Below are 14718 nucleotides of genomic sequence, written 5' to 3'. Positions count from 1 at the left end.
CCGATCGACCTCCCCACCGAAAGGGGACCTCCCATGGAGCTCACCACCGTCTGGTTCGCCCTGATCGCGCTGCTCTGGATCGGCTACTTCTGCCTCGAGGGCTTCGACTTCGGCGTGGGCATGCTGCTGCCCGTGCTCTCCCGCAACGAGACCGAGCGTCGCGTCATGATCAACACCATCGGCCCCGTCTGGGACGGCAACGAGGTGTGGCTGCTCGTCGCCGGCGGCGCCACGTTCGCCGCGTTCCCGGAGTGGTACGCCACCCTCTTCAGCGGGTTCTACCTGCCGCTCCTGCTGATCCTGGTCGCCCTGATCGTGCGGGGGCTGTCGTTCGAGTACCGCCACAAGCGCGACGACGCCCGCTGGAAGGCGCGCTGGGACCTGGCGATCTTCTGGGGCTCGCTCGTCCCGTCGCTGCTGTGGGGCGTCGCGTTCGCCAACATCGCGGCCGGGGTGCCGATCGACGCCGACAAGGAGTTCACCGGCAGCATGCTGACCCTGCTCAACCCGTTCGGACTGCTCGGTGGTCTCGTGATGCTGACCCTCTTCGCGGCGCACGGCGCGATGTTCGTCGCGCTCAAGACCGACGGCGAGATCCGGCACCGCGCCCGCAAGCTCGCCGTCCGGATCGGGGCCGTGGCGGCCGTGCTGGCCGTGGTGTACATGGCCTGGACCCAGGTGAGGACCGGCTCGGCCGCGTCCGCCGTCGTCTTCGTGGTCGCCGCCCTGTCGCTCGTGGGTGGCCTCGGCGCAGCGCAGGCCGGGCGTGAGGGCTGGGCGTTCACCGGCACGTTCGTCACCATCGGCCTCGCGGTCCTCGGCCTCTTCCTCGCGCTGTTCCCCGACGTGATGCCGTCGACGACCGACCCGGCGTACTCCCTCACCACCACCAACGCCGCCGCGACGGCGTACACGCTGAAGGTGATGACGTGGGTCGCGGTCGTCTTCACGCCGATCGTGATGGGCTACCAGGCGTGGACCTACTGGGTCTTCCGCAAGCGGATCGCCGTGCACCACATCCCCGACGCGGAGCTGGCCGAGGCGCGATGAGGCCGCTCGACCGGCAGACGCTCCCCCACCTGCTGCCCGCGCGACGGGCGCTCGCGCTCGTCGTCGCGAGCGGGGTCGCGGGCGGCCTGGCGACGGTCGCCCAGGCGTTCGCGCTCGCGGCGCTGGTCGTCGCGGCCGTCGGCGGGCACGACTGGACGACGGCCGGGTGGTGGCTGGTCGCGCTGGTGCTGCTCCGCACCGCGACGTCGTACGCCGCCCAGCGCGCGGCCGCACGCGCAGCCGGGCAGGTCTCCGAGGCACTGCGAGACCGGCTGCTGAGGGCCGCGCGCCGGGGCGGGGACGTCTCCCCCTCACGACTCTCGGTGCTCGCCACCCGCGGTGTCGCCGGGGTCGAGCCCTACGTCACCCGCTACCTCCCGGCCCTCGTCCCGGCCGTCGTCCTGCCGGTCGTGACGCTGGCCGCGATCACCTGGCTCGACCCGCTCTCCGGGCTCGTGGTGGCGCTGACCCTCCCGCTCGTCCCGGTCTTCGCCATCCTCGTCGGAATGACCACCCGCGACCGCGCACAGGCCCAGTGGCGCGCCCTCGAGGTGCTGTCGGGGCACTTCCTCGACGTCGTGCGCGGGCTCCCGACCCTGGTCGCCCACCGACGCGCGGACGCCCAGGTGGGCACGATCCGCGCCGTCACCCACCGCTACCGCCGCGCCACCGTCGACACCCTCAAGGTCGCCTTCGCCTCCTCGTCGGTGCTCGAGCTGGTCGCCACCTTGTCGGTCGCCCTCGTCGCGGTGACGGTCGGCCTGCGGCTCGCCTCCGGATCGGTGGACTTCCAGGTCGCGCTGACGGTGCTGCTGCTGGCGCCGGAGGCCTACTGGCCGCTGCGCCGCGTGGGCGCGGAGTTCCACGCCGCTGCCGAGGGCACGGCCGCGCTCGCCGACGCGGACGCGCTGCTGGCCGCCGCCTCGTCGACCGCGACCGGCACCGCGCGACCCACCAGCACCCGGCTGGCCCTCTCCGTCCTCCGGGTCGGCCACGACGAGCCGCTCACCGAGTGCCTCCACCTCGCCCTCCCGAAGCGCGGGCTCGTCGCCGTCGCCGGTCCGTCCGGGTGCGGGAAGTCGACCCTCCTCGCCACCCTGCGCGGCGAGCTGCCGCCGGCCTCCGGCGAGGTGCTGGTCGGCGGCACGCCGCTCCCCGAGGTCGATCCCGCGTGGTGGCGGGCCCAGGTCGCCTGGGCTCCGCAGCGGCCGTGGCTGCTCCCCGACACGATCGCCGCCAACGTCAGGGTCGGACGCCCCGAGGCCGGGGACCACGAGGTCTGGTCGGCACTGGCGAGCGTCGGGCTCGCGGACGTCGTGCGCGACCTGCCCGACGGGCTCGCGACCGTCCTCGGCGAGGACGGCGCGGGGCTGTCGGCCGGCCAGCGCGCCAGCGTGGCCCTGGCCCGGGTCGTGCTGGCACGCCGCCCGGTCGTGCTGCTCGACGAGCCGAGCGCCCACCTCGACGAGGAGACCGAGCAGGTCCTCGTCGAGACGCTGACGCTGCTCGCGCGCACCAGCCTGGTGCTCGTCGTCGCGCACCGTCCGGCCGTGCTCGACGCCGCCGACCGGGTGGTCACGCTGGCCCCTGCGGCGGCCCGCGCACCCTCTCCCGCGCCCGTGGCCGCTCCCGACCCGACCCCTGCGCCGACGCCCTCCGTGGTCGCGGCCGAGGAGGACGACCCACTACCCCGCTGGGGCATCGGCACCGCGACCCTCCTCGGCGCCCTGAGCACCGCATCAGGTGTCGCCCTCACCGCCACCGCCGGGTGGCTGATCACCCGGGCGAGCGAGCAGCCGCCGGTGCTGCACCTGATGGTCGCGATCGTGGGTGTGCGGCTCTTCGGCCTCGCCCGTCCCGTGCTGCGGCACGCGGAGCGGGTGCTCAGCCACGACGTGGTCCTGCGCGAGCTGGCCGAGCGGCGCGCACGCGTGTACGCCGACCTCGTCCCGCTCGTGCCCGGCCGGCTCGGCCCGCGTCGCGGCGACCTGCTCACGAGCGTCGTCGACGACGTCGACGCGCTGCTCGACGAGCGCCTCCGGGTGCGCCAGCCCGTCGTCACCGCGGCGCTCGTCGGCGTGGCCGCGGCGGTCCTCGCCGGCCTCGTCGCCCCCACGGCCGGAGTCGTGGTCGCCGCCGTCGTCGCGACCGGGGTGGTGGCCTTCCTCCTCGCCCGGCGCGGGGCGGCCACCGCCGAGCCAGCCGTCGTCGCCCACCGGGCCGCGCTCGGCACCCGGGTCGAGGAGGTCGCGCACGGCCTGCGCGAGCTCGAGCAGTGGGGCGCTACGGAGGCCGCACTCCGCCTGGTCGACGAGCAGTCCACCGCCCTCTCCGACGCCGTACGACGCTCCTCCCGCGCGAGCGCTGCCGGTGCTGCCCTGACCACGGCTGCGGCCGGCATTGGGGTCGTGGCGGTCGCGACGCTGGTCGACCCGGCACGGGTCTCCCCCGCCCTGCTGGCCCTCCTCCTGCTGGTCCCGCTCGCCCTGTCCGACGTGACGTCCGGGCTCGCCGACGCGGGCGCGCTCTCCGTGCGCGCGCGGGCGGCACGCCGGCGGCTCGACCGGCTCTCGGCCACCGCTCCGGCCGTCCTCTCACCGGCCGTCCCCGATCCACTGCCCGGCACCCACGACCTCGTGCTCGACGAGGTCGCACTCGGGTGGGACGACGTGCCCGTGCTCTCGCTCGACCTCACCCTCCGCGCCGGCGAGCACGTCGGGGTCACCGGCGCCTCGGGCAGCGGGAAGTCGACGCTCGCCGCGACGCTGGTGCGCTTCATCGACCCGGTCGCGGGCGACGTACGACTGGGCCCCGTCGAGTCGGGTGCGGTCGACCTGCGCCGTCTCACGCTCGATGACGTGCGCCGCACCGTCGGGCTGGTCGACGACGACCCCCACGTCTTCGCCTCCACGGTCGCCGAGAACGTCCGGCTGGCCCGGCCCGGCGCGAGCGACGACGAGGTCCGCGCAGCCCTGACCGCGGCCCGCCTGGGCCCATGGGTGGCCGGGCTGCCCGACGGGATCGGCACGCACGTCGGTGCGGGGTCCCGTGAGGTCTCGGGAGGCGAACGCGCCCGGCTGGCGCTCGCCCGCTCGCTGCTCGCCGACCCCGCGGTGCTGGTGCTCGACGAGCCGACCGCCCACCTCGACGGCCCGACCGCGCGCGCCGTCGCGACCGGCCTGATCGAGTCGGCCACCCGCGCCGGTCGTTCCGTCGTGTGGATCACCCACGGCACGGTGGGCCTCGACCGGATGGACCGGGTCGTGCACCTCTCGCCGGCGAGGCTTGCGGAGTCAGTCGTCCCGGGGCGAGCGCAGCGGCAAGGTGAACCGGAAGGTGCTGCCCGCACCGAGCTGTGAGGTCAGCGTCAGGGCGCCGCCGTGGGACTCGGCGATGCGCTGGGCGATGGGCAGGCCGAGCCCGGTGCCGGGGATCGAGAGCGCGTTGGGGTTGGTCGAGCGGTGGAACGCGGAGAAGACGTGGCCCTGGTCGGCCGGGGAGATGCCGATGCCAGTGTCGCTGACGTCGACACTCACCTCGTCGTCGCCCACGGTCATCGCCACCGTCACCGAGCCGTCCTCGGGCGTGTACTTCACGGCGTTGTCGACCATGTTGTCGATGACCCGGGCGAGCTCCTCGGGGTCGCCGAACACGATGACCGGCGGCGACCCCGAGTTGAGGAACTCGAGGCGGACCCCGGCCTGCTTGGCCCGGATCTCCAGCAGGTCGACGCTGGCCTCGCACAGCTCGGCGAGGTCGACCGCGCGACGCACGGTCTCGCGCCGGCCCTGGATGCGGGAGTAGTGGAGCAGGTTGGCCACGAGGTTGCTGAGCCGGCCGGCGTTGCGGATGATCGCGTCGATCGAGGTCAGCTCCGGGTGCCGGTCGGAGATCAGCTCGGCGTGGCCCAGGATCGCGGTCAGCGGTGTCTTGAGCTCGTGGGAGATGGTGGCGATCAGCTCGCTGCGGTAGCGCGCCAGCTCGCGCAGCTCCTGCACGAGACGCTGCTCGGTCTCGAGGACCCGCGAGGCACGCACGATCTGGGCCAGCAGCCGCGCGACCTCGAGGACCGCATCGGTCTCCACCTGGGTCAGCAGGGGTGCGTTGCGCGAGTGAGCGAGCACGAGGTAGCCGACCAGGTCGTCCTGGGAGACGAGCGGGCACACGACCAGGCGCTCGGCGCGCAGGCCGTGCATCACCTCGCGGAGGCCCTTGGCGCTGCGGGGCAGCAGGTCGGACCCGCTGTCGCCCGCCTCGAGCTCGAGCACCACGGGCCGCAGGTCGAGGGCGAGCAGGTCCTCGCGGACCTCGGGCAGGTCGAGCTCCGCGGTGAAGGCCATCGGCCACGCCGCGCCGAGCTGGCTGCCCTGGGCGTCGGTCGGGAACGTCCGCACCCACGCGACCACCGCCCCCAGCGCGTCGCCGACGGCACCGACCCCGGTGCGGAGCGCCTGGGCCAGCCCCTGGTGCGTGCCGGCACCGGCGACGGTGGTGAGCATCCGGTCGAGCCGGGCACGGTCGGTGAGGCGCTCGCGCTCACGGGCGTTGGACAGCGCCACGCCGGCCTGCACCGCGAACATCTCCAGCAGCTCGCGATCGGCCTCGTGCGGCACCTTGCCGTCGGCCGGGAGGTCGACCGCCATGTTGCCCAGGAGCTCGCCGCTCGCGGAGTAGAGCGGGGCGTAGAGCGCGTGCTCGGGGTGCCAGGCGTCGGGGTCCGCCGCGGGCTCGAAGTCGGGGATCCAGGCCGCACGCAGGCGCTCCTCCGACATCCGGCCGGCGGGGACGAAGCGGAGGATGCCCCACTTGTCGGCCTCGCGGAACTCGTCGAGGATCTGCTCGGCCGGCGTGCGCCGGTGCAGGATCTGGCTGACGACCTCCGGCGGGCCGGCGACGTTGGTCATCACGAGGGTGTCGCCGTCGAGCCGGGCGATCGCGGCCACGCCGTAGCCGAGGACGTCGACCACGCCGTGCGCGATCTCCTCGAGGATCACCTCGGTGTCGGTGGAGGAGTTCACGCGGCGCATCAGCTCCGCCAGCCGGCGCAGCGCACCCTGGTTGTGCGGCATCTCCACCTCCCCCCGAGGCTCTGGCCGACGTCGTCAGGACCGCCCGCCCACGTGTGACTCTAGGACCGTCAGGCCTCGATCACCACAGGAATGATCATCGGACGTCGACGGTGCGCACGGTTGACCCACCGGCCGACGACGCGTCGCACGGTCTGCTGGAGCTGGTGGGCGTCGGTCGCCCCGTCGGCGACCGCGGCGTTGATGGCGTCGATGATCGGCTGGCGGATCTCGTCGAACGTCGTCTCGTCCTCGGCGAACCCGCGCGCGTGGATCTCGGGCCCGGAGACGACCTTGCCGGTCGCGGAGTCGACGACCACGATCACCGACAGGAAGCCCTCCTCGCCGAGGATCCGGCGGTCCTTCATCGAGGCCTCGGAGATGTCGCCGATCGTGGTGCCGTCGACGAAGACGTAGCCCACCTCGACCTTGCCGGTGACCTTCGCGACGCCGTCGACCAGGTCGACCACGACGCCGTCCTCGGCCAGCACGACGTTCTGCACGCCGGTGGCGCGGGCGAGGTCGGCGTTGGCGCGCATGTGGCGGATCTCGCCGTGCACCGGCATCACGTTGCGCGGCTTGACGATGTTGTAGCAGTAGAGGAGCTCGCCGGCGCTGGCGTGGCCGGAGACGTGGACGAGCGCGTTGCCCTTGTGCACGACGTTGGCGCCGAGGCGGGACAGTCCGTTGATGACGCGGTAGACGGCGTTCTCGTTGCCGGGGATCAGCGAGCTGGCCAGGACGACGGTGTCGCCCTCCTCGAGGTGCACGAAGCTGTGGCTGCGCTGGGCGATCCGGCTCAGCGCCGACAGGGGCTCGCCCTGCGAGCCGGTCGAGATCAGCACCTGCTTGTGCGGCGGCAGGTCGGCGAGCTCCTTGGCGTCGACCATCACCCCGGGCGGCACGGTGAGGTAGCCGAGCTCCTGGGCGATGGCCATGTTGCGCACCATCGAGCGGCCGACGTAGCCGACCTTGCGGCCGTGCGCGACCGCGGCGTCGAGCACCTGCTGGACGCGGTGCACGTGGGAGGCGAAGCAGGCCACGATGATGCGCTGGTCGCTCTTGGCGAAGACCCGCTCGAGGACCGGGGAGATGTCCTTCTCCGAGGTCGTGAAGCCGGGGACCTCGGCGTTGGTGGAGTCGGTGAGGAACAGGTCGACGCCCTCGTCGCCGAGCCGGGCGAACTCGTTGAGGTCGGTGATGCGGCCGTCGAGCGGCAGCTGGTCCATCTTGAAGTCGCCGGTGTGGAGCACCACGCCGGCGCCGGTGCGGATCACGACCGCGAGCGCGTCGGGGATCGAGTGGTTGACCGCGACGAACTCGAGCACGAACGGACCGAAGGTGATCGTCTGGCCCTCGGCGACCTCGTAGTGCACCGTCTCCTTGAGCCGGTGCTCGCGGAGCTTCGACCCGAGGAGCGCGAGGGTGAGCTTGGAGCCGACCAGTGGGATGTCGCCGCGCTCGCGCAGGAGGTAGGGCGTGGCGCCGATGTGGTCCTCGTGGCCGTGCGTCAGCACCAGTGCCTCGACCGCGTCGAGGCGGTCCCGGATGGGCTCGAAGTCGGGCAGGATCAGGTCGACGCCGGGGTGGTGGTCCTCGGGGAAGAGCACGCCGCAGTCGACGAGCAGCAGCCTGCCGTCGTACTCGAACGCGGTCATGTTGCGGCCGACCTCGCCCAGTCCACCGAGCGGGATGACCCGGAGGCCTCCTGCGGGGAGGGGGGCGGGTGCGCTCAGCTCGGGGTGGGTGTGGCTCAAGGGAATCCTTACGTTGTCGGACGGGTGCGTCGCAGCCTGACCGGTGGAGTGGTCAGAGGAGGCCGGCGGCGACCAGGCCGGCGCGCAGCGCCGCCACCTCGTCGTCGTCCAGGGCGACCAGCGGGCCGCGCACGCGGCGGTTGTCGAGCACGCCGAGCAGCTCGAGCGCTGCCTTGGCGGTGGTGGCCCCGTAGTTGGGGACCCCCATGATGGCGGCGAACGCCGGGGCGAGGCTGCTGTGGATGCGCAGCGCCTCGGCGTGGTCGCCGGTGGACCAGCTGTCGATCATCGCGGCGAGCCGGGTGCCGGCCGCGTGGGCGCACACGGACACGAGGCCGACGCCGCCGTAGGCGAGGTAGCCGAGCGTGTTGACGTCGTCACCGGAGTAGACGGAGTAGCCCAGCTCGACGAGCTCGGCCGTGCGCGGGAGGAGCCCGGTGGCGTCCTTGACCGAGACGACGTGGTCGTAGGACCGCATCGCCTCGTAGGTCTCGAGCTCGATCAGGGTCGCCGTGCGGCCCGGGACGTCGTAGAGCATCACCGGCAGGTCGGACGCCTCGACGACGGAGGTGAAGTGGTGGCGTACGCCGACCTGGCCGGGCTTGTTGTAGTAGGGGCTGACGAGCAGGATGCCGTCGACGCCGATCTTCTCGGCCTGGCGGGCCAGCTCGACCGAGTGCGCGGTCGCGTTGGTGCCGACGCCGGCGATCACGGTGGCGCGGTCGCCGACCGCGTCCTGCACCGCGCGGAGGATGTCGCCGTCCTCGGCGACGGAGGTGGTGGGGCTCTCACCGGTCGTCCCGCTCACCACGACGCCGTCGTTGCCGTGGGCGACGAGGTGCGCGGCGATCTTCGCGGTGCCGTCGAGGTCGACGCTGCCGTCCTCGTGGAACGCAGTGGCCATCGCCGTGAGCAGGCGGCCGAACGGTGCAGAAGTGCTCATGGCCGAAGGTTATCCCTCCCGCTCGGCTCCGCTGTCAGCGCCGAGCCACGTCGGCGTGGCCCTACTCTGGACCATGGCCTACGACGAGGTGCTGGCGCAGCGGATCCACGACGTCCTCGACGGCGAGCCGGGGCTCACGACGAAGAAGATGTTCGGCGGTCTCGGCTTCATGCTCGACGGACACATGGCGGTCGCCGCGGGCAGTGGAGGTGCGCTGATGGTGCGCGTCGACCCCGCCGACGGTGAGGCCTGGATCGACGGCGGCGCGGTCGCGCCGATGGAGATGCGTGGCCGTGAGATGAGCGGGTGGCTCCTCGTGGACCGGTCGGCGCTGGCCACCGAGGAGCAGATCGGGCTGTGGGTCGGGCGCGGTGCGGCCTTCGTCCGGACGCTGCCGCCGAAGTGACCGACCGGCGAGCCGGGTTCAGCGCGCGACGAGGCGGAACTTCATCCGCGTCGAGCTGTCGGCACCGTCGAGGTCGACGTTGAAGGTGCTCGTGGCGCGCGCCTTCACCTTGCCCGTGATGACGATGCGGTCGGTGAGCACGCGCCACCGGAGGCCGGCGGGCAGGCGGTAGTCGACGCTGGCGTCGGTCACCGGGCCGTCGAAGCGGATCTCGGCGCGGTACTTCTTGCCGACCTTGGCGCGCGGGAGGGCGCGGGTCAGGAAGGAGATGTCCTGCGTGGAGCGCGGCGCGGTCGTGGTGGACGAGGACGACTGCGAGCTCGAGGACTGCGTGCTCGAGGTCTGCGTCCCGCCGTGCGTCGACGTGCCGGTCTCGGTCGTGGTGGTCGGGATGTCCGTGGTCTCGGTCGTCGTGGTCGGACGACCCGCGTAGAGGTCGACCCGGTAGTTGCCGATCGAGCCGTAGTCGCTGTAGCGGCCGGCCTCCTGGGGGTTGCCGTAGCCGACACCGTCGATGACGGCGGTGTAGGTGGAGGGGGTGCTGGGCAGATCGGCGGTCCACGTCGCCGACATGGTCTCGTCGGAGGCCTCGTCGCCCACCGGGTTGGCCGCGGCGATGGTGAGGCCGACGGCGTTCTGGATGCTCACCTGGACGTCGGTGTTGGACAGACCGGCAGGCCCGGACACCGAGAGCGTGGTCGTGCCGCTGGCGGTGAAGGTGAACGCGTCGACGTCGGTCCGGGTGCCGATCACGCCGGAGGTGGTGCTGCCCACGGTGATCCGGGTGGCGCTGACCTTGTCGTCGCCGTGGTCGTCGGCGAGGAGGGGCGCGTTCTTCGCGATGATCGCGAGGTCGTCCTCGGTGTTGTTGGCACCGGAGTACTCGCCCAGCGACCACTGCGAGACCCGGGCGTTGTAGGACGTGCCCATGATGGGGGCCCAGCCCTTGGCGCCGCCGTAGTAGTTGGTGTCGCTGGTGCCCTCGTGGCTGAGGCCGAAGCTGTGGCCGATCTCGTGGCTGACGACCTGGCCGATGTTGTAGCCGTTGGTGCCGGCGCCGTAGGTGAAGGCCCACGACGGCTGGTAGCCCGTGCCGTTGACGGTGCCGAACATGCCGACGTAGGACAGGCCGCCGCAGGCGCAGCTCTCGCCGACCGAGTTGGTCGGGGTGATCACGATCGGCATGCCGTAGGTCGTGTCGGCGGTGCTGGTGCGGGTCAGCGCCGACGTGTCGGGCTTCTTGGTGGTCACGTTGACGTCGAAGGGCGCGTAGTCCTCCGAGACGACCTTCCAGGCCAGGAAGATCTGCGCCCGCTCCTCCTCGTTGAACGTGCTCGCGTCGTCGTCGATCGAGAACGGGGCCGAGACGATCTCCGCGCCGTTCTTCCACTTGGTGCCGGAGTAGGTGGCGCCGTCGAAGTCGAGGTAGATGGTGCGGCTCGACTGCGGGCGCGAGGAGAGGTCGAAGACGTCGGCGGGCACCTGGGAGGCGGCCAGCTGCGCCGGCACGTCCCGCTGCACGCTCGCGGGCGCCGCCTCGTCGGCGACGTAGAGGCGACCGCATCGGTCGACCCACGTGGTGCCGTCCTCGGAGAAGTGGTCGAGCTGGCCGAGCGTGAGGTTGTTGATCGAGCGGATGAGCGCGGCGCTGACGCCGGTCGCGATGGCCTCGTCGAGGCGCACGGGCGCGGACAGCGGCGCCGAGAGGCAGAGGGGGTCGGTCACCGACGCGGCACCCGCCTGGGGGGCGAGTGCAGTGGTGGCGGCGAAGCCCGAGAGGCCGAGCGCCGCTGCCACGAAGGCACGTACGACGAGGGCGGGGCGGCGGTGCGACCGAACGGACACGGAGGTTCCTCTGGTGGAAGTCGATGCCCCCGAGTGGGGACATGACCATGAAACCGACCGGTAGTTCACTATTTGTCTACATGCGATCGACGGTAAGTAGCCCGTTGGGTAACGTGCCCGGGATCACACCGCGCCTCGGGCAAAACCGCAGGTCAGAGACCTGAGAGTCGCCTGAGAACGGGGAGCACGTGGTGCTCGAGCATCGGCGCGAGGTCGTCGGGATGACCCTCGAGCGGGGTCCACCGCACCTCGGCGATCTCGGCGGACGCCACGGGCTCGTCGTCGGACACGACGTGGAACACCGTGGAGTGGAGCGTGTGGCCCGGCTCGTTGGCCGCCTCGGAGAGGAACTCGCCCAGCAGCGTCGCTTCCTCGACCTGCAGGCCGACCTCCTCGTGGGTCTCGCGCAGCGCCGCCTCGAGCGCGGACTCCCCCGGCTCGAGCTTCCCGCCGACCAGCATGAACCGCTCGGTGCCGCGCTTCCGCACGGTCAGCACGCAGCCGTCGCGCACGAGTGCGATCGCGGCCACCACGATGTGCTTGTCGGCGCGCTCGTCGGGCATCTGCTCCACGGGGTGGAGCCTGTCATGCGCCTCCGAGCCCGCTCCGGTGGGCCTCGACCCACGCGATCTCCTCGAGGTCGCGCTCGATCGAGCCGTCGGCGACCCACGTGGCCTGCGGCTCGACCCCGCGCGCCGCCAGGTCCTGCTGGAGCCGGATGACCGCACGGATCCGCTCGATGACGGCGTCGGCGACGTCGAACGGCGGCAGGTCGCCGTACGCCTCGACGAACGTGCGCACCCGCGCACCCCGGTCGGGGACCTCCGGGAAGTGGTGCCACTCGAGTGCGTGCAGGTCCGAGCGGAGCGGCGCGAACCAGTGCAGCGCGTACGCCACGTCGTCCACGCGCGGGGCCGGGTGGAGGAAGTCCCAGTCGATGAGCGCGACGGCCTCGTTGTCGTGCCAGATGAAGTTCCAGGGCCCCGGGTCGCCGTGGCAGAAGACGGTGTCGCCGCCCGTGGTCGCCGGCGCACCCCACACCGCGTCGGCCGGCGGCGTCCAGCCGGCACCGGCGTCGTGGACGCGCCGCAGCAGGCGTGCGGCCGACGCGAGGCCCTGGTCGGTGTGCTGGTGGTACCAGCCCTGCCCGCCGTCCTCGCCCTCGATGAACCGCAGGGTCTCCACGCCGCCGTCGATGCCCAGCGGTTCGGGCACGCAGTCGAGGCCCTGCGCGCGGAGGTGGTGGAGGTAGGCGTGGACGGTCGCGCTGCCGGGGCCGGCGGGCCGGGTGACGACCCCTGCGTCGAACGAGACGGGCCGGTGGAGCTCGTTGGCCTCCGCGGCCCGGTCGACGGCGGCGAAGGGCGACTCGTCGGTCATGGCCGCCACCCTGACGTGGCGCGGGTCAGGCGGACAACCGGTTATCGGCCGAGCGCCGCGACCAGTGCGGCGTAGGTCCCGTCCTCGTCGCCCTCGACCGAGTCGACGACGAGGGTGCCGGGACGGCTGGCGACCAGCGCGTCGAGCCGCTGCGCATGGCTCGCGATGACGGCGTCACCACCGGCGTCCTCGACCAGCCGCTGCACCTCGGCGTGCCACGGGTCGTCGCCCGCGCGCCGCCGGAAGCGTCCGGTGACATCACCGGCCGGGTCGCGGAGCACCACGTGCACGAAGTCGGACCCCACGCCGACCGGCACGGCGGCGAAGGCGTCGAGCTCGGCGCCGTTGGCGAGCAGCTGCGGCAGCACCACGTCGCCCGAGGGGAGGTAGCCCCCGATCAGCGCCTGGGCAGCCGGCCGGACGTGGCCACCCACCGCGGAGAACGACTCCCGCCAGCCGCCGACCCACGTGCGCAGCAGGTCGATGTCGCACACGAGCGTGCCCGGGTGGTCGTCGGCCCACCGACGCGCGAGCGTCGACTTCCCGACCCCGGGAGCCCCGTTGAGCAGGATCAGCCGGGTCACGTCCGGGTCACTGCCCGAGCGCGCGGCGTACGGCGTCGAGCGCGGCGTCGTCGGCGAGCCCGAGCTGGCGCACCGTGGCGACGTAGGCCGACGCGGCGGCGCGCACCGACGACTCCACGCCGGTGCCGGTGACCACGGTGCCCGCGCGGCCCCGGGTCTCGACGACGCCGAGCGCCTCGAGCTCCTTGTAGGCGCGGGCGACCGTGCCCGGCGCCAGGTCGAGCGAGGACGCGAGGGTCCGCACCGGCGGCAGCCGGAAGCCGGGCTCGAGCTCGCCGTCCTCGACCTGCGACCTGATCGCCTCGCGCACCTGCTCGAAGGGCGGCACGCCGGACCCGGGGTCGACGACCAGCCTCACGCCGCCGCCTCCATCCGCTCGAGCCACGTCCACTGGCAGCCCTCGCCGACCTCGCGGCGTACCTCCACCCACTCGTCGGCGGCGAGCTCGGGGTAGAACGCGTCGCCCTCGGGCTCGAGGTCGACCTCGGTCAGCACCTGGTGCGTCGCCCAGGGCAGCGCGAGCGCGTAGATCTCCCCGCCCCCGGCGACCATCACGTCACCGGGCAGCAGCGCGGCGCGGGCGAACGCGTCCTCGAGCGAGTGCGCGACCTGTACGCCGTCGAAGCCGGGGTCGAACGACTCGTCGCGCGTCACCACGATCGTGGCGCGCCCCGGGAGCGGGCGGCCGATCGAGTCCCACGTCCGGCGACCCATGACCAGCGTGTGGCCGAGCGTCTCGCGCTTGAAGTGGGCGAAGTCGTGCGGCAGGTGCCACGGGATCTCGCCGCGGTTGCCGATCACCCGGTTGCGGGCGTGGGCGGCGACGAGGACGACCCGCTGGTCGGGGCGGAGCGAGCTCACGGTGTCCTCTCAGACGGCGATCGGCGCCTTGATGACCGGGTGCGGGTCGTAGCCCTCGACGGCGACGTCCTCGAGGTCGAAGCCGTCGATCTCGGTGATGGCCGGGTTGAGCACGAGCGTCGGGAGGGCGCGCGGCTCACGACCGAGCTGGAGCCTCGCCTGCTCGACATGGTTGAGGTAGAGGTGCGCGTCGCCCATGGTGTGCACGAACTCGCCGACCTCGAGGCCCGTGACCTGGGCGACCATGTGGGTGAGCAGGGCGTAGGACGCGATGTTGAAGGGCACACCGAGGAAGGTGTCGGCCGAGCGCTGGTAGAGCTGGCAGGAGAGCCTCCCGTCAGCGACGTAGAACTGGAAGAGCGTGTGGCACGGCGGCAGCGCCATGTCGTCGACGTCGGCGACGTTCCACGCCGAGACGATGTGGCGGCGCGAGTCGGGGTTGGTGCGGATGCCCTCGACGAGCCGGCTGATCTGGTCGACGTGGCGGCCGTCGGGGGTGGGCCACGAGCGCCACTGGTAGCCGTAGACCGGCCCGAGGTCCCCGTTGTCGTCGGCCCACTCGTCCCAGATCGTGATGCCGCGGTCCTGCAGCCACTTCACGTTGGTGTCGCCGCGCAGGAACCACAGCAGCTCGCCGAAGACCGACCGGGTGTGCACCTTCTTGGTGGTCACGAGGGGGAAGCCCTCGGACAGGTCGAAGCGCATCTGGTGGCCGAAGACGCTCAGCGTCCCGGTGCCGGTGCGGTCGGTCTTCTCGACGCCCTCGTCGAGGATCCGCTGGAGGAGGTCGAGGTAGGCGCGCACGACCCGACTCTACGACTCGGGG

Annotated in this window: 13 protein-coding genes; 3 read left to right on the top strand and 10 right to left on the bottom strand. The window is 72.7% G+C overall.

Annotated elements, in window-relative coordinates; all coding sequences use genetic code 11:
* The first annotated feature begins 33 nt into the window (after window positions 1-33).
* The gene (gene cydB / locus BLV76_RS16680; RefSeq protein ID WP_090970426.1) at window positions 34-1050 is read left to right on the top strand and encodes a cytochrome d ubiquinol oxidase subunit II; all 1017 of its coding nucleotides are present in this window, start codon (window positions 34-36) and stop codon (window positions 1048-1050) included.
* Complete coding sequence (cydD, locus tag BLV76_RS16675; protein WP_090970424.1) at window positions 1047-4409, top strand: thiol reductant ABC exporter subunit CydD; 3363 nt, start codon at window positions 1047-1049, stop codon at window positions 4407-4409. Before cydB ends, cydD begins: the two co-directional genes overlap by 4 nt.
* Here the strand turns inward: cydD and BLV76_RS16670 are convergent.
* The 3 genes from BLV76_RS16670 to dapA all read right to left on the bottom strand — a co-directional run bounded on the left by BLV76_RS16670 (window position 4344) and on the right by dapA (window position 8816).
* The gene (locus tag BLV76_RS16670) at window positions 4344-6119 is read right to left on the bottom strand and encodes a sensor histidine kinase (protein WP_139306607.1); all 1776 of its coding nucleotides are present in this window, start codon (window positions 6117-6119) and stop codon (window positions 4344-4346) included. The two genes, cydD and BLV76_RS16670, sit on opposite strands and share 66 nt — an antisense overlap.
* Window positions 6120-6187: 68 nt before the next feature.
* Complete coding sequence (locus BLV76_RS16665; RefSeq protein WP_090970420.1) at window positions 6188-7873, bottom strand: ribonuclease J; 1686 nt, start codon at window positions 7871-7873, stop codon at window positions 6188-6190.
* A gap of 52 nt (window positions 7874-7925) precedes the next feature.
* Window positions 7926-8816, bottom strand: a complete 891-nt coding sequence (gene dapA, locus BLV76_RS16660; RefSeq protein ID WP_090970418.1) for a 4-hydroxy-tetrahydrodipicolinate synthase — start codon at window positions 8814-8816, stop codon at window positions 7926-7928.
* A 55-nt stretch (window positions 8817-8871) separates the two neighbouring features.
* On the opposite strand from dapA, the gene BLV76_RS16655 reads away from it, so the two are divergent.
* Window positions 8872-9222, top strand: coding sequence for a TfoX/Sxy family protein (locus BLV76_RS16655; RefSeq protein ID WP_217630369.1), 351 nt, complete (start codon window positions 8872-8874; stop codon window positions 9220-9222).
* A gap of 18 nt (window positions 9223-9240) precedes the next feature.
* Here the strand turns inward: BLV76_RS16655 and BLV76_RS16650 are convergent, their stop codons facing one another.
* From BLV76_RS16650 to BLV76_RS16620, 7 genes are all read right to left on the bottom strand, one after another.
* Window positions 9241-11067: a M12 family metallo-peptidase gene (locus BLV76_RS16650; protein ID WP_090970415.1), complete on the bottom strand. Its 1827-nt coding sequence runs from the start codon at window positions 11065-11067 to the stop codon at window positions 9241-9243.
* A 152-nt stretch (window positions 11068-11219) separates the two neighbouring features.
* Complete coding sequence (locus tag BLV76_RS16645; protein ID WP_090972838.1) at window positions 11220-11630, bottom strand: NUDIX hydrolase; 411 nt, start codon at window positions 11628-11630, stop codon at window positions 11220-11222.
* 22 nt (window positions 11631-11652) lie between these two features.
* Window positions 11653-12447 (bottom strand): phosphotransferase enzyme family protein, encoded by a 795-nt coding sequence (locus BLV76_RS16640; RefSeq protein ID WP_090970413.1) that lies wholly within the window; start codon window positions 12445-12447, stop codon window positions 11653-11655.
* A 41-nt stretch (window positions 12448-12488) separates the two neighbouring features.
* A complete protein-coding gene (locus tag BLV76_RS16635; RefSeq protein WP_090970411.1) occupies window positions 12489-13031 on the bottom strand; it encodes an AAA family ATPase in 543 nt (180 codons plus the stop codon).
* 7 nt (window positions 13032-13038) lie between these two features.
* Window positions 13039-13389, bottom strand: a complete 351-nt coding sequence (locus BLV76_RS16630) for a GntR family transcriptional regulator (RefSeq protein WP_090970409.1) — start codon at window positions 13387-13389, stop codon at window positions 13039-13041.
* Entirely contained in the window at window positions 13386-13892 is a 507-nt protein-coding gene (locus tag BLV76_RS16625) for a dihydrofolate reductase (protein WP_090970407.1), read from the bottom strand. Before BLV76_RS16625 ends, BLV76_RS16630 begins: the two co-directional genes overlap by 4 nt.
* 9 nt (window positions 13893-13901) lie before the next feature.
* A complete protein-coding gene (locus tag BLV76_RS16620; protein WP_090970405.1) occupies window positions 13902-14696 on the bottom strand; it encodes a thymidylate synthase in 795 nt (264 codons plus the stop codon).
* Window positions 14697-14718 lie beyond the last annotated feature (22 nt).

It is taken from the genome of Nocardioides exalbidus, from assembly GCF_900105585.1.
Lineage (GTDB): Bacteria > Actinomycetota > Actinomycetes > Propionibacteriales > Nocardioidaceae > Nocardioides > Nocardioides exalbidus.
This window is presented reverse-complemented; position numbering and strand designations above follow the sequence as displayed.